The organism is Spectribacter acetivorans (assembly GCF_031846305.1).
Lineage (GTDB): Bacteria > Pseudomonadota > Gammaproteobacteria > Nevskiales > Salinisphaeraceae > Spectribacter > Spectribacter acetivorans.
Window position 1 is genome coordinate 17,404 of record NZ_JAVRHY010000012.1, and the last position, 16,441, is coordinate 33,844.

At 65.1% G+C, this 16,441-nt stretch carries 18 protein-coding genes; 14 read left to right on the plus strand and 4 right to left on the minus strand.

The annotated features are described in order from the left end of the window. The first annotated feature begins 72 nt into the window (after positions 1-72). From RM531_RS12185 to RM531_RS12245, 13 genes are all read left to right on the plus strand, one after another. Entirely contained in the window at positions 73-930 is an 858-nt protein-coding gene (locus RM531_RS12185) for a ParB/RepB/Spo0J family partition protein (protein WP_311659602.1), read from the plus strand. Between the two features lie 141 nt (positions 931-1,071). Beyond that, positions 1,072-1,446, plus strand: a complete 375-nt coding sequence (locus RM531_RS12190) for an ATP synthase subunit I (protein ID WP_311659603.1) — start codon at positions 1,072-1,074, stop codon at positions 1,444-1,446. 57 nt (positions 1,447-1,503) lie between these two features. Further along, on the plus strand, positions 1,504-2,349 hold the full coding sequence (gene atpB, locus RM531_RS12195; RefSeq protein WP_311659604.1) for a F0F1 ATP synthase subunit A: 846 nt from the start codon (positions 1,504-1,506) through the stop codon (positions 2,347-2,349). Between the two features lie 76 nt (positions 2,350-2,425). After that, complete coding sequence (gene atpE / locus RM531_RS12200; RefSeq protein WP_311659605.1) at positions 2,426-2,680, plus strand: F0F1 ATP synthase subunit C; 255 nt, start codon at positions 2,426-2,428, stop codon at positions 2,678-2,680. Between the two features lie 68 nt (positions 2,681-2,748). Next, positions 2,749-3,222, plus strand: coding sequence for a F0F1 ATP synthase subunit B (locus tag RM531_RS12205; protein WP_311659606.1), 474 nt, complete (start codon positions 2,749-2,751; stop codon positions 3,220-3,222). After that, positions 3,222-3,758 (plus strand): F0F1 ATP synthase subunit delta, encoded by a 537-nt coding sequence (locus RM531_RS12210; protein WP_311659607.1) that lies wholly within the window; start codon positions 3,222-3,224, stop codon positions 3,756-3,758. Before RM531_RS12205 ends, RM531_RS12210 begins: the two co-directional genes overlap by 1 nt. A gap of 64 nt (positions 3,759-3,822) precedes the next feature. Then, positions 3,823-5,364: a F0F1 ATP synthase subunit alpha gene (atpA, locus tag RM531_RS12215; protein WP_311659608.1), complete on the plus strand. Its 1,542-nt coding sequence runs from the start codon at positions 3,823-3,825 to the stop codon at positions 5,362-5,364. Between the two features lie 29 nt (positions 5,365-5,393). Continuing rightward, entirely contained in the window at positions 5,394-6,254 is an 861-nt protein-coding gene (atpG, locus tag RM531_RS12220; protein WP_311659609.1) for a F0F1 ATP synthase subunit gamma, read from the plus strand. 61 nt (positions 6,255-6,315) lie between these two features. Then, the gene (atpD, locus tag RM531_RS12225) at positions 6,316-7,719 is read left to right on the plus strand and encodes a F0F1 ATP synthase subunit beta (protein ID WP_311659610.1); all 1,404 of its coding nucleotides are present in this window, start codon (positions 6,316-6,318) and stop codon (positions 7,717-7,719) included. Between the two features lie 61 nt (positions 7,720-7,780). After that, a complete protein-coding gene (locus tag RM531_RS12230) occupies positions 7,781-8,212 on the plus strand; it encodes a F0F1 ATP synthase subunit epsilon (protein WP_311659611.1) in 432 nt (143 codons plus the stop codon). Positions 8,213-8,314: 102 nt separating this feature from the next. Further along, positions 8,315-9,676, plus strand: a complete 1,362-nt coding sequence (glmU, locus tag RM531_RS12235; protein ID WP_311659612.1) for a bifunctional UDP-N-acetylglucosamine diphosphorylase/glucosamine-1-phosphate N-acetyltransferase GlmU — start codon at positions 8,315-8,317, stop codon at positions 9,674-9,676. A gap of 79 nt (positions 9,677-9,755) precedes the next feature. Then, complete coding sequence (glmS, locus tag RM531_RS12240; RefSeq protein ID WP_311659613.1) at positions 9,756-11,591, plus strand: glutamine--fructose-6-phosphate transaminase (isomerizing); 1,836 nt, start codon at positions 9,756-9,758, stop codon at positions 11,589-11,591. Positions 11,592-11,669: 78 nt separating this feature from the next. Then, positions 11,670-11,879 carry a hypothetical protein gene (locus tag RM531_RS12245; protein ID WP_311659615.1) on the plus strand — a complete coding sequence of 70 codons (210 nt, stop codon included), beginning with the start codon at positions 11,670-11,672 and terminating at the stop codon, positions 11,877-11,879. A 63-nt stretch (positions 11,880-11,942) separates the two neighbouring features. Here RM531_RS12245 and RM531_RS12250 read toward each other — a convergent pair whose 3' ends face one another. Beyond that, on the minus strand, positions 11,943-13,730 hold the full coding sequence (locus RM531_RS12250; protein WP_311659617.1) for a sodium:solute symporter family protein: 1,788 nt from the start codon (positions 13,728-13,730) through the stop codon (positions 11,943-11,945). A 7-nt stretch (positions 13,731-13,737) separates the two neighbouring features. Then, positions 13,738-14,004: a DUF4212 domain-containing protein gene (locus RM531_RS12255; protein ID WP_311654203.1), complete on the minus strand. Its 267-nt coding sequence runs from the start codon at positions 14,002-14,004 to the stop codon at positions 13,738-13,740. A gap of 276 nt (positions 14,005-14,280) precedes the next feature. On the opposite strand from RM531_RS12255, the gene RM531_RS12260 reads away from it, so the two are divergent. Beyond that, a complete protein-coding gene (locus tag RM531_RS12260) occupies positions 14,281-15,225 on the plus strand; it encodes a Gfo/Idh/MocA family protein (protein ID WP_311659619.1) in 945 nt (314 codons plus the stop codon). Here RM531_RS12260 and xth read toward each other — a convergent pair. Then, positions 15,222-15,992, minus strand: a complete 771-nt coding sequence (gene xth / locus RM531_RS12265; RefSeq protein WP_311659621.1) for an exodeoxyribonuclease III — start codon at positions 15,990-15,992, stop codon at positions 15,222-15,224. The genes RM531_RS12260 and xth overlap by 4 nt on opposite strands. A gap of 81 nt (positions 15,993-16,073) precedes the next feature. Next, complete coding sequence (locus RM531_RS12270) at positions 16,074-16,424, minus strand: endonuclease domain-containing protein (RefSeq protein WP_311659623.1); 351 nt, start codon at positions 16,422-16,424, stop codon at positions 16,074-16,076. Positions 16,425-16,441: the final 17 nt, after the last annotated feature.

The window sequence follows — 16,441 nt, forward strand, 5'->3', positions numbered from 1 at the left end:
TGCGCGGCATCGCGCCAATGCCTGTCGCGGACGACGTCCCGCTGCCGGCCTCACCTATCGACGGAGCCAATCATGGCCGCTAGAAAGCGCGGACTGGGACGTGGACTCGATGCCTTGCTGAGTGGCGATTTCGAACCGGATGCCGCCGCCGCGGCCGATGCCGGCGAGCTGCACGAACTGGACCTGGACGAACTGCACCCCGGACGGTTTCAGCCGCGTGTGGACATGGACGACGCCGCGCTGGAATCGCTGGCCCAGTCGATTCGCACTCAGGGCGTGCTGCAGCCGCTGGTGGTCCGGCCGGACGGGCAGGGCTACGAGATCGTGGCCGGGGAGCGTCGCTGGCGGGCCGCGCGCCTGGCCGGCCGCGAGACGGTGCCCGCGGTGGTGCGGGTGGTGGCCGACGAGGTGGCCATGGCGGCCGCCCTGATCGAGAACATCCAGCGTGAGGATCTCAATCCGCTGGAAGAATCCGCCGCGCTGGCCCGGCTGATCCGGGAATGCGGCATGACCCACGCGCAGTGCGCCGAGGCGGTGGGGCGTTCCCGGGCCTCGGTTTCCAACCTGCTGCGCCTGAACGAGCTCGACGAGGGCGTCCAGCAGATGCTGCGCGAGGGCCGCCTGGAAATGGGGCACGGCCGCGCGCTGCTGGGGGCGGCCACGGACGATCAGCTGGCGCTGGCGCAGCAGGTGGTGGCGCGCCGCCTGACGGTGCGCCAGACCGAGGCCCTGGTGCAGGCGCAGGGCAAGCCCGACCGGCGTCGGCCGAAACCGGCCAAGTCCGCGGCCACGCAGCGGCTGGAGCAGGAACTCGGCGAGCGGCTGGGCACCCGGGTGGCGATTCGCCCGGGCCGGTCCGGGCGGGGGCAGTTGGTCATTGATTACGCCGATGATGGATTGCTGAAAACTCTGGTTGAGCGTCTCAAGTAGGGTCCATGCGGCTTTTTCCGCAATCCCGTCGGCGTAATTGACCCGCTGGGGGGACTTCTTTATAGTCTCGCGTCGCACCGCGCGGGGCATGGGAGATTTGTGTGCGCCGACGGTTGTCAGGCAACGCGTTGGTCCACTGTTATGAAGCGCTTGCGTCTGCGTGGCATGCGTCTCGCCCTGGGGGTTTTTGCCGCACAAGTGATGGTGGGCTCGACCACCGCCCTGTGCTGGCAGCTGACCCGCGGCGGATTGAATGGATGGGCGGCGCTTTACGGGGCCGCTGTGGCCGTGGTGCCCGGGCTGTTCTTCGCCTGGATCACATTGCGGCATCCGGCCGACGCCGACCCGAAACGGGTGGTGCGGTCGCTGTACATCGGTGAAGCCGGCAAGCTGGCGCTGACCATCACCCTGTTCACGATCGGGGTACTGGGGTTTGGCGCGCAGTTTCTTGCCTTGCTCAGCACCTACGCGATCTGCCTGGCATGTTACTGGCTTGCCATGGCGGTGAATCGCTGAACAGGACCGAAGCCGTCACGTTCGCGTGACAGTCGATAACTGGACGGGAAGACAACGATGGCAACTGCCGAAAACGGGGACGGAAACGCGGTCGGCACCTATATCGGTCATCACCTGACCAACCTCAAGTTCGATCTGTCGAGCATGCAGTTCGATTCCCATGCGGAAGGTTTCTGGGTGCTGCACGTCGACAGCCTGTTCTTTGCCATCGCCCTGGGCGGCCTGTTCCTGTGGCTGTTCCGGGCCGCGGCGCGCCGCGCTACCGCCGCCGAACCGGGCGGCCTGCAGAATTTCGTGGAAATGGTGGTCGATTTCACCGACACCCAGGTTCGCGACATCTTCCACGGCGACAGCAAGCTGGTTGCGCCGCTGGCCCTGACGATCTTCGTCTGGGTCTTCCTGATGAATTTCATGGACCTCATTCCGGTCGACCTGCTGCCGATGCTGGCCGCCGGGGTGGGCATCGAATACCTCAAGGTGGTGCCCACCACCGACCCGAACGTGACGTTCGGCATGTCGCTGACCGTGTTTGCCCTGGTGATCTTCTACTCGATCAAGATCAAGGGCGGCTGGGGCTACGTGAAGGAATTCCTCACCCACCCCTTCGGCTGGTGGCTGGCGCCGTTCAACCTCATGCTCAAGCTGGTCGAGGAGATCGCCAAGCCCATCTCGCTGTCGCTGCGACTGTTCGGCAATCTCTACGCCGGCGAGCTGATCTTCATTCTGATCGCGCTGTTCACCCTGGGTGCGGGCGCGGAACTGATGACCGCGCCGCTGTTCGCCCTGCAGGTGGCGCTGGGTGGCGCCTGGGCGATCTTCCACATCCTGGTCATTACGCTGCAGGCATTCATCTTCGGCATGCTCACGATCGTGTATCTGAGTATGGCGCACGAACATCACTAGCATTTTGGTTGTTGCCGGCTGACTGGGTCGGCAACTGTTACGGGCCTCGTTAGACCCTTATTTCAGGAGGAAAGTCATGGAGATTGTTGTTGGTTTGACCGCGGTGGCCGTGGGTCTGCTGATCGGATTCGGTGCCATGGGTACCGCGATCGGGTTCGGCCTGCTGGGCGGCAAGTTCCTGGAAGGCATTGCCCGCCAGCCGGAAATGGCCCCGATGCTGACCGGCCGCATGTTCCTGATCGCCGGCCTGCTCGACGCGGTGGCGATGATCGGCGTGGGTATCGCGCTGTTCTTCACCTTCGCCAACCCGTTCCTGGCGGCCATTCAGTAATCACTGCGCGGTTTGTCATCCGTCATGCGGTACCCCATCCGCACGCGATTCACTAGAGGGAGTCGGGCATGAGCATCAATGCCACCCTGCTGGGCCAGATGATCGTCTTCGGGATCTTCATCTGGTTCACGATGAAGTACATCTGGCCACCGCTCATGGACGCCATGCGCGAACGTCAGAAGCGCATCAGCGACGGCCTGGCGGCCGCCGAGCGTGGCGCCCGCGAGCTCGAGGAGGCCACCGACAAGGCCGAGGCGACGCTCAAGGAAGCCCGTGAACAGGCGCAGGAAGTCCTGTCCAATGCGCAGAAGCAGGCCAATGAGAACGTCGAGCGTTCCCGCGACGAGGCCCGCGCGGAAGGCGAGCGTCTCAAGCAGGCGGCCCGCGACGAAATCGATCAGGCCGTGGCTCACGCCAAGGAAGAACTTCGGCGCGAGGTGGGTTCGCTGGCGGTGGTGGGTGCCGAGCGCATCCTCAAGCGCGAGATTGATGCCAAGGCCCACAACGACATCATCGACGACCTCGTGGCAGGCATTAAGTAATGGCTGAAATCCGGACACTGGCCCGGCCCTATGCAGAGGCGGTCTTCGAGCTGGCCAGCCAGGGCGGGCGTCTGGCCGAATGGGGCGATGCGCTGCAGGCGCTGGCCGCCATCGCGGCGCATCCCGACGTGTCGCGCCTGGTGGGCAACCCGCGGGTCGACGACGATCAACTGGCCGATGCCATCATCGGCATCGCGGGTGATCGCCTCGACGACGCCGGGCGCAACTTCGTGCGGTTGCTCTCGGAGAAGGGGCGGTTGACCCTGCTACCCGCGATTGCCGAGCAGTTCGCGGCATTGCGGGCCGAGGCCGAGAATCGCGTGGAGGTGACCGTGACCGCGGCCGCCGAGATTTCCGAATCGCAGCAGCAGGCGCTGACGAAGGCGCTGGAGCAGCGTCTGTCGCGGCAGGTCAGCCTGACGGCCGAAACCGATGCCGAACTGATCGGCGGCGCCGTGATTCGAGCCGGCGATCTGGTGATCGACGGTTCGCTGCGTGCCCAGCTGGCACGTCTGGAACAGTCGCTGGCTCACTAACTTAAACACTGAAGGATCGCGCGGGCCGGTGGCCCGCGTCAGCGAACCAACGAGGACACCCGGTATGCAACTCAATCCGTCCGAAATCTCAGACCTGATCCGCCAGCGGATCAACGATTTCGAGTCCGTCACGGAAGCCCGCAATGTGGGCACCGTGGTCAGTCTGGCCGACGGCATCGCCCGCATTCACGGGTTGGCCGACGCGCTGCAGGGGGAAATGCTCGAATTTCCCGGCGGCACCTACGGCCTGGCACTGAACCTGGAGCGCGACTCGGTCGGCGCCGTGCTGATGGGCGAGTACAAGCACATCTCCGAGGGCGATACGGTCAAGACCACCGGCCGCATTCTCGAAGTGCCGGTGGGCGAGGGCCTGCTGGGTCGCGTGGTCGACCCGCTGGGTAGTCCCATCGACGGCAAGGGCGAGATCGAGTCGGAAGGCACGCAGCCGATCGAGAAGGTGGCGCCGGGTGTTATTGCCCGCCAGTCGGTGGATCAGCCGGTGCAGACCGGCCTCAAGTCGATCGACGCGATGATCCCGATCGGCCGCGGCCAGCGTGAGCTGATCATCGGCGACCGCCAGACCGGCAAGACCGCGATCGCGATCGACGCGATCATCAATCAGAAGAATTCCGGCATCAAGTGCATCTACGTGGCAATCGGGCAGAAGAACTCGTCCATTGCCCAGGTGGTGCGCAAGCTCGAGGAACACGGCGCCATGGACCACACCATCGTGGTGGCGGCCGGTGCCTCGATTCCGCCGGCCCTGCAGTACATCGCGCCGTACTCCGGTTGCGCCATGGGCGAATACTTCCGGGACAAGGGCGAGGACGCCCTGATCATCTACGACGATCTGTCCAAGCAGGCGGTTGCCTATCGCCAGGTGTCCCTGCTGCTGCGCCGTCCGCCGGGCCGTGAGGCCTACCCGGGCGACGTATTCTATCTGCATTCCCGGCTGCTGGAGCGCGCCGCGCGCATCAACGCCGATTACGTCGAAGAGATCACCGGCGGCAAGGTCAAGGGCAAGACCGGTTCGCTGACGGCGCTGCCGATCATCGAGACCCAGGCCGGCGACGTCTCGGCGTTCGTGCCCACCAACGTGATCTCGATCACCGACGGCCAGATCTATCTGGAAACCGACATGTTCAACTCGGGCATCCGCCCGGCAGTTAACGCCGGCCTGTCCGTGTCCCGAGTCGGCGGTTCCGCTCAGACCAAGATCATCAAGAAGCTGGGTGGCGGCATTCGTCTGGCGCTGGCCCAGTACCGCGAGCTGGCGGCCTTCGCCCAGTTCGCGTCCGATCTGGACGAGGCCACCCGCAAGCAGCTGGAGCACGGCGAGCGCGTGACCGAGCTGATGAAGCAGGCCCAGTACAAGCCGTACTCCGTATCGCTGATGGCGGTGTCGCTGTTCGCGGCCGAAAAGGGCTTCCTCGAGGACGTGGCCACCGACAAGGTGGTGGATTTCGAAACCGCGCTGCATACCTACATGCAATCGGAACAGCAGGCGCTGCTCGACAAGATCGACGAGACCGGCGACTACACCGACGAAATCCAGTCCGAGCTGCACGCCGCGGTGACTGCGTTCAAGAGCAGTCACACCTGGTAAGTCCAGTCACCGGTAAACAGGGATAAACCATGGCAGGTGCCAAGGAAGTCAAGGGCAAGATCCGAAGCGTCGAGAATACGCAGAAGATCACCAAGGCGATGGAGATGGTCGCCGCGTCCAAGATGCGGCGTGCCCAGGAGCGGGTGGAAGCCGCCCGCCCGTACGCCGAGAAAATTCGCCGGACGATCGGGCATCTGGCGCGGGCCAACCCGGATTATCAGCATCCGTTCATGACCGAGCGCGAGATCAAGCGCGTGGGTTTCATCGTGATCTCCACCGACCGCGGCCTGTGCGGTGGCCTGAACATCAACCTGTTCCGGCACGTGCTCGGTCAGATGCGCGGCTGGCAGGACAAGGGTGTCGAGGTGGATATCGCGGTGGTCGGCCGCAAGGCGATCAGCTTCTTCCGCCGCATCGGTTCGATCGAGGCGGAAACCTCCAACCTGGGTGACAACCCGCACCTGGAGGATATGCTCGGCACCATCAAGGTGATGCTCGATGCCTACCGCGACGGCAAGATCGACCGCATCTTCGTGCAGAGCAACGACTTCGTGAACACCATGACGCAGCGGCCGGAAGGCCGGCAGCTGCTACCGATCGAGCCGGTGTCCGACGAGGAACTGCCGGACTACTGGGACTACATCTACGAACCCGAGGCCAGCGAGCTGCTGGGTGACATTCTCACCCGCTACGTGGAGGCGCAGGTCTACCAGGGCGTGGTCGAGAACGTGGCCTGCGAGATGGCGGCCCGGATGGTGGCGATGAAATCCGCCAGCGACAACGCCGGCGAGATCATCGACCAGCTGGAACTGGAGTACAACAAGGCCCGCCAGGCCGCGATCACGCAGGAACTGTCGGAGATCGTGGCCGGTGCGGCGGCGGTCTCCTGATTACCGCCCGGAATCCGAAATACGAGTTGAGAAGCGCTTCTTAAGCCTGAGGACATAAGACATGAGTGACGGCAAGACCGGAAAGGTCGTACAGATCATCGGTGCGGTGGTGGACGTGGAATTCGACCGCGATTCACTGCCCAGCATTCATGACGCGATCATCATCGACGCCAGCAACCTGGTGCTGGAAGTCCAGCAGCAGATGGGCGACGGCGTTGTCCGTTGCATCGCCATGGGCGTCACCGACGGTCTGGCGCGCGGCGCCGAGGCCCGCAATACCGGCCAGCCGATTTCGGTGCCGGTGGGGCAGGCCACGCTCGGACGCATCATGGACGTGCTGGGCGAGCCGATCGACAACCAGGGCGCCATCGGCACCGACGAGCGCTCTCCGATCCACCGTACTGCGCCGACCTATGAAGAGCAGGCCGGCGGCCAGGAACTGCTGGAAACCGGCATCAAGGTGATCGACCTGCTGTGCCCGTTCGCCAAGGGCGGTAAGGTCGGCCTGTTCGGTGGCGCCGGCGTGGGCAAGACTGTCAACATGATGGAGCTGATCCGCAACATCGCGGCCGAACATGCCGGCTACTCGGTGTTCGCCGGCGTGGGCGAGCGTACCCGTGAGGGCAACGACTTCTACCACGAGATGCAGGAGTCGAAGGTGCTGGACAAGGTGGCGCTTGTCTACGGCCAGATGAACGAGCCACCGGGCAACCGTCTGCGCGTGGCGCTGACCGGCCTGACCATGGCCGAGTTCTTCCGTGATGAAGGCCGCGATGTGCTGCTGTTCATCGACAACATCTACCGCTACACCCTGGCCGGCACCGAGGTGTCCGCGCTGCTGGGCCGCATGCCCTCCGCGGTGGGCTACCAGCCGACCCTGGCCGAGGAAATGGGCCTGCTGCAGGAGCGGATCACCTCCACCACCACGGGTTCGATCACCTCGATCCAGGCCGTGTACGTGCCGGCGGACGATCTGACCGACCCCTCGCCGGCCACCACCTTCGCGCATCTGGACGCCACCGTGGTGCTGGCCCGCTCGATTGCCGAGCTGGGCATCTACCCGGCGGTGGACCCGCTCGATTCGACCTCGCGTCAGCTCGACCCGAACGTCATCGGCAACGAGCACTACGACTGCGCCCGCGCCGTGCAGCAGACGCTGCAGCGCTACAAGGAGCTGCGTGACATCATCGCGATTTTGGGCATGGACGAGTTGTCCGAAGAGGACAAGCTCGCGGTGTCCCGTGCCCGCAAGATTCAGCGCTACCTGTCGCAGCCGTTCTTCGTGGCCGAGGTGTTTACCGGCACCGAAGGCAAGTACGTGCCGCTGGCCGAGACCATCCGCGGTTTCCGCGGCATTGTCGATGGCGAGTATGATCATCTGCCCGAGCAGGCCTTCTACATGGTCGGCACCATCGACGAAGCCGTCGCCAAGGGCGAGGAGATGAACAAGAAGGAGGCCGCCTAGGCGGCCCCGGCCGCGGGCTCAACGCCCCGGCCCCATCGACGTACCAGCATCGGGACATACCGTGGCAGAGAACACGAATCTGAAAGTCGATATCGTCAGCGCCGAGGGCGAAATCCATTCGGGCGGCGCCCGAATGGTCTATGCGCCGGCCGAGATGGGCGAGGTCGGTATTGCGCCGCGCCATGCCCCGCTGCTGACGCGCCTCAAGGCCGGCCCGGTCCGGGTGGAGGACGAGGAAGGCAAGACCACGCATTACTTCGTTTCCGGGGGCATTCTCGAGGTACAGCCGCACCTGGTGACGGTGCTGGCCGACACCGCCGAGCGTGCCAAGGACATCGACGAGGCGGCCGCGGAAGCCGCCAAGCGGCGGGCCGAGGAGGCGTTGTCGCAGGCGCATGACAAGGTCGATCTCGCCCGCGCCCAGGCGGAACTGGCCGAGGCCGCAGCCCGTTTGCATGCGGTCAAGCAGCTCCGGGGCACCGCCCGGGGCTGATCCGCGCGTCCGGCAGGTCGCGCCGTTCCGGTGTTCCCGGGGCAGTGCGACCGCGGTTTTGACAGAATAGGGGTTTCCACCACCTCTCGGAGCCCGTCGCCCATGGCCCTGCACATCGTGGTTCTCGCTGCCGGCCAGGGGACGCGCATGCGTTCGGCGCTGCCCAAGGTTCTGCAGCCACTGGGCGATCGACCGCTTCTCACCCACGTCGTGGAAACCGCGCAACAGCTGGCGCCGGCCCGGATTCATGTTGTTTACGGCCACGGGGCCGAGCAGGTGCAGTCCGCGCTTGGCTATCTGGACGTAGCCTGGGTGCACCAGGCCGAGCAGCTGGGCACCGGTCACGCCGTGGCCCAGGCGATTGGCGACATCCCGGACGATGCCCGCGTGCTGGTCCTTTATGGCGACGTGCCGCTGATCCGCGCCGAGACCCTGCAGACCCTTACCGAAGCCGGGGGCGCTGATGCGCTGTCCCTGCTCACCGTGACCCTGGATGATCCCACCGGCTATGGCCGCATCATTCGCGATGACGGTAATCGCGTTGTCGGCATCGTCGAGCACCGGGATGCCACCGTCGATCAGCGTCATGTCCGGGAAATCAACACGGGGCTGCTGTGCGCGCCGGCCGCCCGTCTGCGCGACTGGCTGGCCCGCATCAACGACCAGAATACCCAGGGCGAGTACTACCTCACGGACATCGTGGCACTGGCGGCGGCCGATGGCGTTCGGGTCGTCGCGGGTCAGGGTGGCTCGGCCGAGGAAGTCCAGGGCATCAACGACCGGCAGGACCTGGCCCTGGCCGAGCGGCTGCTGCAGCGGCGCCAGGCCGCCGAAGTGATGGCCCAGGGAGTGACGCTGCGCGATCCGCAGCGCTTCGATCTGCGTGGTCGCCTGAACGCCGGCCGCGACTGCGTGATCGACATCGACGTGGTGATCGAAGGCGACGTTGTGCTGGGTGAAGGCGTGCACATCGGGCCCTACACTACTATCCGCAACAGCCGGGTGGGCGACGGCTGCACCGTGCACTCGCATACGGTTATCGAGCACGCGCGTGTGGGCGATCGCTGCCAGATCGGCCCGTTCGCCCGGCTGCGGCCGGATACCGATCTTGCCGAGCGCGCCCGCGTGGGCAACTTCGTGGAAACCAAGAATGTCCAGGTGGGTGCAGGCAGCAAGATCAATCATCTCAGCTACGTCGGCGACGCGGATCTGGGCAAGGATGTGAACGTCGGCGCCGGCGTGATTACGTGCAATTACGATGGTGCCGCCAAGCACCGGACGGTGATCGGAGATGGCGCCTTCATCGGCTCCGACTGCCAGCTGGTGGCGCCGGTCGTGGTCGCGGCGGGCGCCACGATCGGCGCCGGTTCCACCATCACCAAGAATGCCCCGGCCGGCAAGCTGACCGTGTCGCGCTCCCGGCAGATCACCGTGCCCGGGTGGAAGCGGCCCGAGAAAGGCTAGTGCGGGCGCTGATGAAACCAGAAACGTTGTCGGCGTCCGTCGGCATCAAGCAGGGCATGACTGGCGAGGAGACTTCCCCATGTGCGGCATAGTCGGCGCTGCCGCCCGGCGTGACGTGGTCCCGTTGCTGCTCGAAGGGCTGCGACGACTGGAATATCGCGGCTATGACTCCGCCGGCATGGTTGTGGTGGACGAGCATGCCCGGCTAGTCAGCGCCCGGGCGGTCGGCAAGGTGGCAGCACTGGCCGACCGGCTGGAAGCCGAGCCATTCGGCGGTCACGTCGGCGCGGCGCATACGCGCTGGGCCACCCACGGTGGTGTGTCGGAGGCCAACGCGCATCCGCAGCGCTCCGGCGACAACGTGGCGGTGGTGCACAACGGTATCATCGAGAATTACGAGACCCTGCGCCAGGCCCTGGAGGCCAAGGGTTATGGCTTCGAGTCGCAGACCGATACCGAGGTCATTGCGCATCTGATCGACAGCCATCTCCGTGCCGGTCTGGATCTGCGTGCCGCCGTGCGCACCTCGCTGGGCGAGCTCGAAGGCGCCTACGCCATCGTTGCCGTGACACCCGACGAACCCACCCGCCTGGTGGCGGCGCGGCGCGGCTCGCCGCTGGTGCTGGGTGTGGGCGATGGCGAACACTTCGTCGCCTCCGATGCCGCCGCCCTGCTGCCGGTGACGCGGCACTTCGTGTTTCTGGAGGAAGGCGACCTGGTCGATCTGACCGCGGATTCGGCCGAAGTGATCGATCTGCAGGGGGCGCCCGTGACGCGCCCGGTGGTCGAGTCCTCCCTGTCGGCGGACGCCGCGGACAAGGGCGGTTATCGGCACTATATGCTCAAGGAGATCTTCGAGCAGCCCAAGGCACTCGGCGATACGCTGTCGGAGCGATTCGCCCACGGCCGGCCGCTGGAGGCGGTACTTGGCCCGGATGCCGCGGCATTGCTGCCGCAGGTCCGCGCGGTTCACATTGTCGCCTGCGGCACCAGTTATCACGCCGGTCTGGTGGCGCGGTACTACCTGGAGCAGGGTGGCGGCGTGCCCTGCACCGTGGAGGTGGCCAGCGAATACCGCTATCGCGATCCGGTGGTGCCGCCGGGCACGCTGTTCCTGGCGATCTCCCAGTCCGGCGAAACCGCGGACACCCTGGCCGCCCTGCGATTCGCGAAGACCAGCGGTTACGTCGCCACCGCGGCGATCTGCAACGTCCCGGAATCCTCGCTGGTACGCGAATCCGATCTGGTGCTGATGACCCGTGCCGGGCCGGAAATCGGCGTGGCCTCGACCAAGGCCTTCACCACGCAGCTGGCGGCTCTCGGGCTGTTCGGCATGCTGGTGGCCCGCCACAACCGGCTGGATGCGCGCATGGAAAAGCTCTATGCCCGGCAGCTGTTGCACGTTCCCGCGCAGGTGGAAAAGACCCTGCAACTGGAATCGGCCATGATCGAATGGGCCGAATGGTTCGCCGACAAGCATCATGCGCTGTTCCTCGGGCGCGGCCCCAGCTTTCCGGTGGCGCTTGAAGGCGCGCTCAAGCTCAAGGAAATCTCCTATATCCACGCCGAGGCCTACCCGGCCGGCGAACTCAAGCACGGTCCGCTGGCGCTGGTGGATGCGGACATGCCCGTGGTGGCGGTGGCCCCCAACAACCGGCTGATCGAAAAGCTCAAGTCCAACCTTCAGGAAGTCCGCGCCCGCGGCGGCCAGCTGTTCGTGCTGGCTGATCCGGATACCGGCATCCGCTCGGAACCGGGCATCGAGGTTGTGACCATGCCGGAACATATCGAGGCGCTGCAGGCACCACTGGTCTATACCGTGCCGCTACAGTTGCTGGCCTATCATGTGGCGGTGGCTCGGGGCACGGACGTGGATCAGCCACGCAATCTGGCAAAGTCGGTGACGGTGGAATAATTCGAACGGGCGGTTGCCGGGTGGCTTGAGGGCCACTGCATTCGCCTGATGTTGCCGTGGTCGGATCGGGAGATCGTCGTGTTCAAGCTGCTCGCGCTGATCGTGTTGCTCGCCCTGGGCGGTTGGCTGATCAAGTATCAGATCCAGATGCGGCTGCGCCGGGCTCGCGGCGAACCGATGCCTGAGCAGCGGGGTCCGCGGCCGATCACGGTAATTGGCGTGGCGCTGATCGCGATCTACGGCGTGTTCCTGCTCTGGCGGCTAATCGACTCGATGATCTTGAACTAGTACACAAAAAAGCCCCGCCGGCAGCGCCGGCGGGGCCAGGGATCACCTCAACGCGTGACGGTGTCAGTGCGAGGCGCTGGGTGCACTTGCACCACGCGGAACCCGCACGCTTTCCACCAGGTCCTGGATGTGTGCCGGCGGCCGGCCGGTCACCTTGGACAGGATGATGGCAACCGCGAAGTTGATCATCGCGCCGATGGCGCCGAACGACTCGGGTTGAATGCCGAAGATCCAGTTGTCGGCGTTGTTGGGCAGCCAGTTGGTACCCGGGACGAAGAACCAGCCCTTGTACATGAAGATGTAGAAGAGTGTGGCCCCTAGGCCCGCCAGCATGCCGGCGATGGCACCGATCCGGTTCACTTCCTTGCTGAAGATGCCCATCATCAGGGCCGGGAACAGCGAGGACGCAGCCAGACCGAATGCCAGTGCTACCACCTGGGCTGCAAAACCCGGTGGATTGAGTCCCAGATACCCGGCCCCCAGTACCGCCGCCGCCATGGCGATGCGGCCGGCCATGAGCTCACCCTTCTCGCTGACATCGGGCTTGATCATGCCCTTGAGCAGGTCATGGGAAATGGCGGAACTGATAGCCAGCAGCAGACCCGCCGCGGTGGACAGCGCCGCGGCCAGGCCGCCGGCCGCCACCAGGGCGATCACCCAGCCGGGCAGATTCGCGATCTCCGGGTTGGCCAGCACCATGATGTCACGGTCCACCGTGACCATCTCGTTGCCTTCCCAGCCGTACTCGGAACGCGCCTTCTGGGCGAACTCCTCGTTGGTATCGTCGTAGTACTGGATCCGGCCGTCGTCGTTCTTGTCCTCGAACTCGAGCAGCCCGGTGGCTTCCCAGTTGCGGAACCATTCCGGGCGATCTTCATAGGCGAGGTTGGCATTTTCCTCGCCCACCGGACCCGTCTGGATGGTATCCATCAGGTTCAGACGCGCCATCGCACCCACGCCCGGGGCGGTGGTGTAGAGAATGGCGATGAACACCAGCGCCCAGCCGGCGGAGCGGCGGGCGTCCGACACCTTGGGCACGGTGAAAAAGCGGATGATGACGTGTGGCAGACCGGCCGTACCGATCATCAGAGACAGCGTCAGCAGGGCCGTATTCAGCTCGGAGCCTTTCAGGGTCGAATAGGCCGCAAAGCCCAGATCGGTCACCACCTGATCCAGCTTTTCCAGCATGTACAGGCCGCTACCGTCATTCATGGTGGCGCCCAGGCCCAGCTGCGGCAACGGCACGCCGGTGAGCTGCAGCGAGATGAAGATGGCCGGCACCGTGTAGGCGAAGATCAGCACGCAGTACTGGGCAATCTGGGTATAGGTAATGCCCTTCATGCCGCCGAGCACCGCGTAGAAGAACACGATGCCCATGCCGATGAACAGCCCGGTGGCGAACTCCACCTCCAGGAAGCGGCCGAAGGCCACGCCGATGCCCTTCATCTGGCCGATGACGTAGGTGATCGAGGCCACGATCAGGCAGACCACCGCCACCAGCCGCGCGGTTTTCGAGTAGTACCGCTCACCGATGAATTCCGGCACCGTGAACTTGCCGAACTTACGCAGATAGGGCGCCAGCAGCATCGCCAGCAGCACATAGCCGCCGGTCCAGCCCATCAGGTAGGCCGAGGCGTCATAGCCCAGAAAGGCGATCAGGCCCGCCATCGAGATGAACGAGGCCGCCGACATCCAATCCGCCGCCGTGGCCATGCCGTTGGCCACCGGGTTGATGCTGCCGCCGGCCACGTAGAACTCGCCGGTGCTGCCCGCCCGTGCCCAGATCGCAATGCCCACGTACAGGGCGAAGGTTGCGCCGACGACGAGATAAATCCAGGTTTGTGTATCCATGTCGGCCTTACTCCTCTTCGACGCCGAATTCGCGGTCGATCTGATTCATGCGGTAGACGTAGTAGAAGATCAGCCCGACGAACACGTAAATGGAGCCCTGCTGGGCAAACCAGAAGCCCAGCGGATAGCCGCCAATGCTGATGGCGTTGAGCACGTCGGCCAGGAAAATGCCGGCGACGTACGACACCAGGAACCACACCACCAACAGCTTGGACAGGAGCCGAATATTGGCCCGCCAATACTGCGCGGCGGCGCTTTGGTCATTTGTTGACATGGTCTGTCCCCCTTGCGCACAGGTTCGGGTTGTTCCGGTGGCGGCACCTCGGAGTGACCGGCCGGATCGTTATCGGTTGCCACGCCCACAGGCGTGCCCGGACGCCCATCTGGCCTCCGGCACCAGTTTTATAACGCATGACGCCGGAGACACAAATGCGCCTTTGGTCGCATCCGGCACCGTCGCCGGCTGGCCTTTTGGCCGGGAATTTTTCACACTAGTGGCCGTAAATCCGGTAGCAAGGTCGCCGGATTCGAGGCGGACAAGGGAGAATCGATGCAAGTTGCGGTGGTCGGCGCGGGCGCCTGGGGCGGGAACATCATCCGGAATCTGGCCGAATTGAACGCCCTGGGCGCGATCTGCGACCCGAACCCCGAACGGCTTGCCGCGTACGCTGAATCGCATCCCGGCGTGCGCACGGAAACCGACTACCGGGCGCTGCTCGACGGCGAATGCCGCGCTGTGGCCATCGCCACCCCGACCAGCGAGCACTTCGAGATCGCCACCGCCGCCATCGATGCGGGCTGTGATGTGTATGTCGAGAAGCCGGTCACCCACGACAGCGCCAGCACCCGCGCGCTGGTGGCGCACGCGGCGGCAAACGACCGGATTCTCATGGCCGGGCATCTGCTGCTGTATCAACCGGCCATTACCTGGATCAAGGATTACCTGGCCGCCGGCAAGCTGGGTGAGCTCTACGGCGTGCGCCACGAGCGCCTGACCCTCGGCCGGGCCCGCTCGGTGGAGAACGTGCTGTGGGACATCGGCGTGCATGACGTGGCGGTCATGCTGTATCTGATCGACAGCCTGCCGCAGAGCATCCGTGCCAGCGGGCACCGCATGCTCCAGCTACAGGTGGAAGACGAAGTGCATGTGCATCTGGAATTCGCCGGCGGGGTGCGTGGCAACCTGCACGTATCCTGGCTGTGGCCCGAAACCACTCGCCGCACCATCATCCGCGGCTCTCGCGGCATGCTGGTCTACGACGAAGTGGCCCAGACGGTCACGCTGCACCGCAAGTGGATCGACGAGGATCTTGCCAACCGGGATGAAGGCAGCGAGATCGTCCACCGCGGCGATGGCCAGCCATTGCGGCTGGAGCTTCAGCATTTTCTGGACCGGATCGCCGATCGCAAGCCGCCGCTGTCCGACGGCGAGAGTGCCCTGGCCGTGATCGAAACCCTGGAGCGGGTGCAGGCCACCCTGGCGGAGGACCGCTAGTCGAAGGTGGCTACCACCGGCACGTGGTCGGACGGCCGCTTGCGGCCGCGTTCGCCGACATGCGCCGCGCAGTCGGTGCAGCCGGCGGCCAGCGCCGAGCTCGCCAGGATGTGATCGATGCGAAGCCCCGCATTACGCGCCCAGCCGCCATTGCGGTAATCCCACCAGGTGAAACGGCGACGGCCCTCGCGATCGTCGAACAGCCGCCAGGTGTCGGTCAGACCGAGTTCCAGTAACGACTGCAGCGCGGCACGCTCGGGCGGTGAGCAGAGAATGCGCCCCTCCCACTTGTCCGGGTCATGGGTATCGTCCGGGCGGGGTGCCACGTTGAAGTCGCCCAGCAGCACGAGTCGATCGTGGCGGGCCAGTTCCTCGGCCAGGTATTCGTGCAGGCGGGCGAACCAGTCCAGCTTGTAGGCGTACTTGTCGGTGTCCAGATCGCCGCCGTTGGGGCAGTAGACGTCGACAATGCGCACGCCGTCCACGGTGGCCGCGAGAACCCGTTTCTGGTCGTCGTTGAAATCGGGAATACCGGCGACGGGGTCCGCCGGCTCGCTGCGGGTCAGCAGTGCCACGCCGTTATAGGTGGGCTGGCCGCTGAACACGCTCCGATAGCCCGCCTCGGCGAGCGCATCCACCGGGAATTTTGCGTCGGTGAGCTTGGTTTCCTGCAGGGCCAGCGCGTCCACCGGGTTGTTTTCCAGCCAGGCCAGCACATGCGGCAGGCGCACGTTCAGCGAGTTCACGTTCCAGGTGGCGATCTGCATGTGGTGTTCCTTGAAAGTCTTGCGGCGCTGCCGTGACCCCTCACCCTGGCCCTCTCCCCTTCACAAGGGGAGAGGGAATGGTCAACGGCTCGGGCTGGTTAATGCGGCGTGGATTGTTGCGAGCACGTCGTCAGTTCGAGTCAGCACCTCATCGCTCCAGAAGCGCAGCATGCGGTAACCCTCGATTTCCAGAGTACGCGTGCGACGCGCGTCGGCATCGGCGATGGCCTCGGCGTGCTGGCCCCCGTCGATCTCGATTATCAGCTGTGCCTCGAGGCAGACGAAATCCACGACGTAACCTGTAACGGGATGTGGTCGGCGAAACTTGCAGTTGGCGACCCCGCGATTGCGGAGATGACGCCACAGATGGCGCTCGGCATCCGTCTGGTCGCGACGCAACTGCCGGGCGCGCGAAACGCTGCTATTCCGCATGGGGCCACGCGACTACC

Excerpts from the sequence above, each read along its gene's own strand:
- RM531_RS12185 (WP_311659602.1), top strand. The coding sequence starts at position 73 with ATGGCCGCTAGAAAGCGCGGACTGGGACGTGGACTCGATGCCTTGCTG.
- RM531_RS12190 (WP_311659603.1), top strand. The coding sequence starts at position 1,072 with ATGAAGCGCTTGCGTCTGCGTGGCATGCGTCTCGCCCTGGGGGTTTTT.
- atpB (WP_311659604.1), top strand. The coding sequence starts at position 1,504 with ATGGCAACTGCCGAAAACGGGGACGGAAACGCGGTCGGCACCTATATC.
- atpE (WP_311659605.1), top strand. The coding sequence starts at position 2,426 with ATGGAGATTGTTGTTGGTTTGACCGCGGTGGCCGTGGGTCTGCTGATC.
- RM531_RS12205 (WP_311659606.1), top strand. The coding sequence starts at position 2,749 with ATGAGCATCAATGCCACCCTGCTGGGCCAGATGATCGTCTTCGGGATC.
- RM531_RS12210 (WP_311659607.1), top strand. The coding sequence starts at position 3,222 with ATGGCTGAAATCCGGACACTGGCCCGGCCCTATGCAGAGGCGGTCTTC.
- atpA (WP_311659608.1), top strand. The coding sequence starts at position 3,823 with ATGCAACTCAATCCGTCCGAAATCTCAGACCTGATCCGCCAGCGGATC.
- atpG (WP_311659609.1), top strand. The coding sequence starts at position 5,394 with ATGGCAGGTGCCAAGGAAGTCAAGGGCAAGATCCGAAGCGTCGAGAAT.
- atpD (WP_311659610.1), top strand. The coding sequence starts at position 6,316 with ATGAGTGACGGCAAGACCGGAAAGGTCGTACAGATCATCGGTGCGGTG.
- glmU (WP_311659612.1), top strand. The coding sequence starts at position 8,315 with ATGGCCCTGCACATCGTGGTTCTCGCTGCCGGCCAGGGGACGCGCATG.
- glmS (WP_311659613.1), top strand. The coding sequence starts at position 9,756 with ATGTGCGGCATAGTCGGCGCTGCCGCCCGGCGTGACGTGGTCCCGTTG.
- RM531_RS12250 (WP_311659617.1), bottom strand. The coding sequence starts at position 13,730 with ATGGATACACAAACCTGGATTTATCTCGTCGTCGGCGCAACCTTCGCC.
- RM531_RS12255 (WP_311654203.1), bottom strand. The coding sequence starts at position 14,004 with ATGTCAACAAATGACCAAAGCGCCGCCGCGCAGTATTGGCGGGCCAAT.
- RM531_RS12260 (WP_311659619.1), top strand. The coding sequence starts at position 14,281 with ATGCAAGTTGCGGTGGTCGGCGCGGGCGCCTGGGGCGGGAACATCATC.
- xth (WP_311659621.1), bottom strand. The coding sequence starts at position 15,992 with ATGCAGATCGCCACCTGGAACGTGAACTCGCTGAACGTGCGCCTGCCG.
- RM531_RS12270 (WP_311659623.1), bottom strand. The coding sequence starts at position 16,424 with ATGCGGAATAGCAGCGTTTCGCGCGCCCGGCAGTTGCGTCGCGACCAG.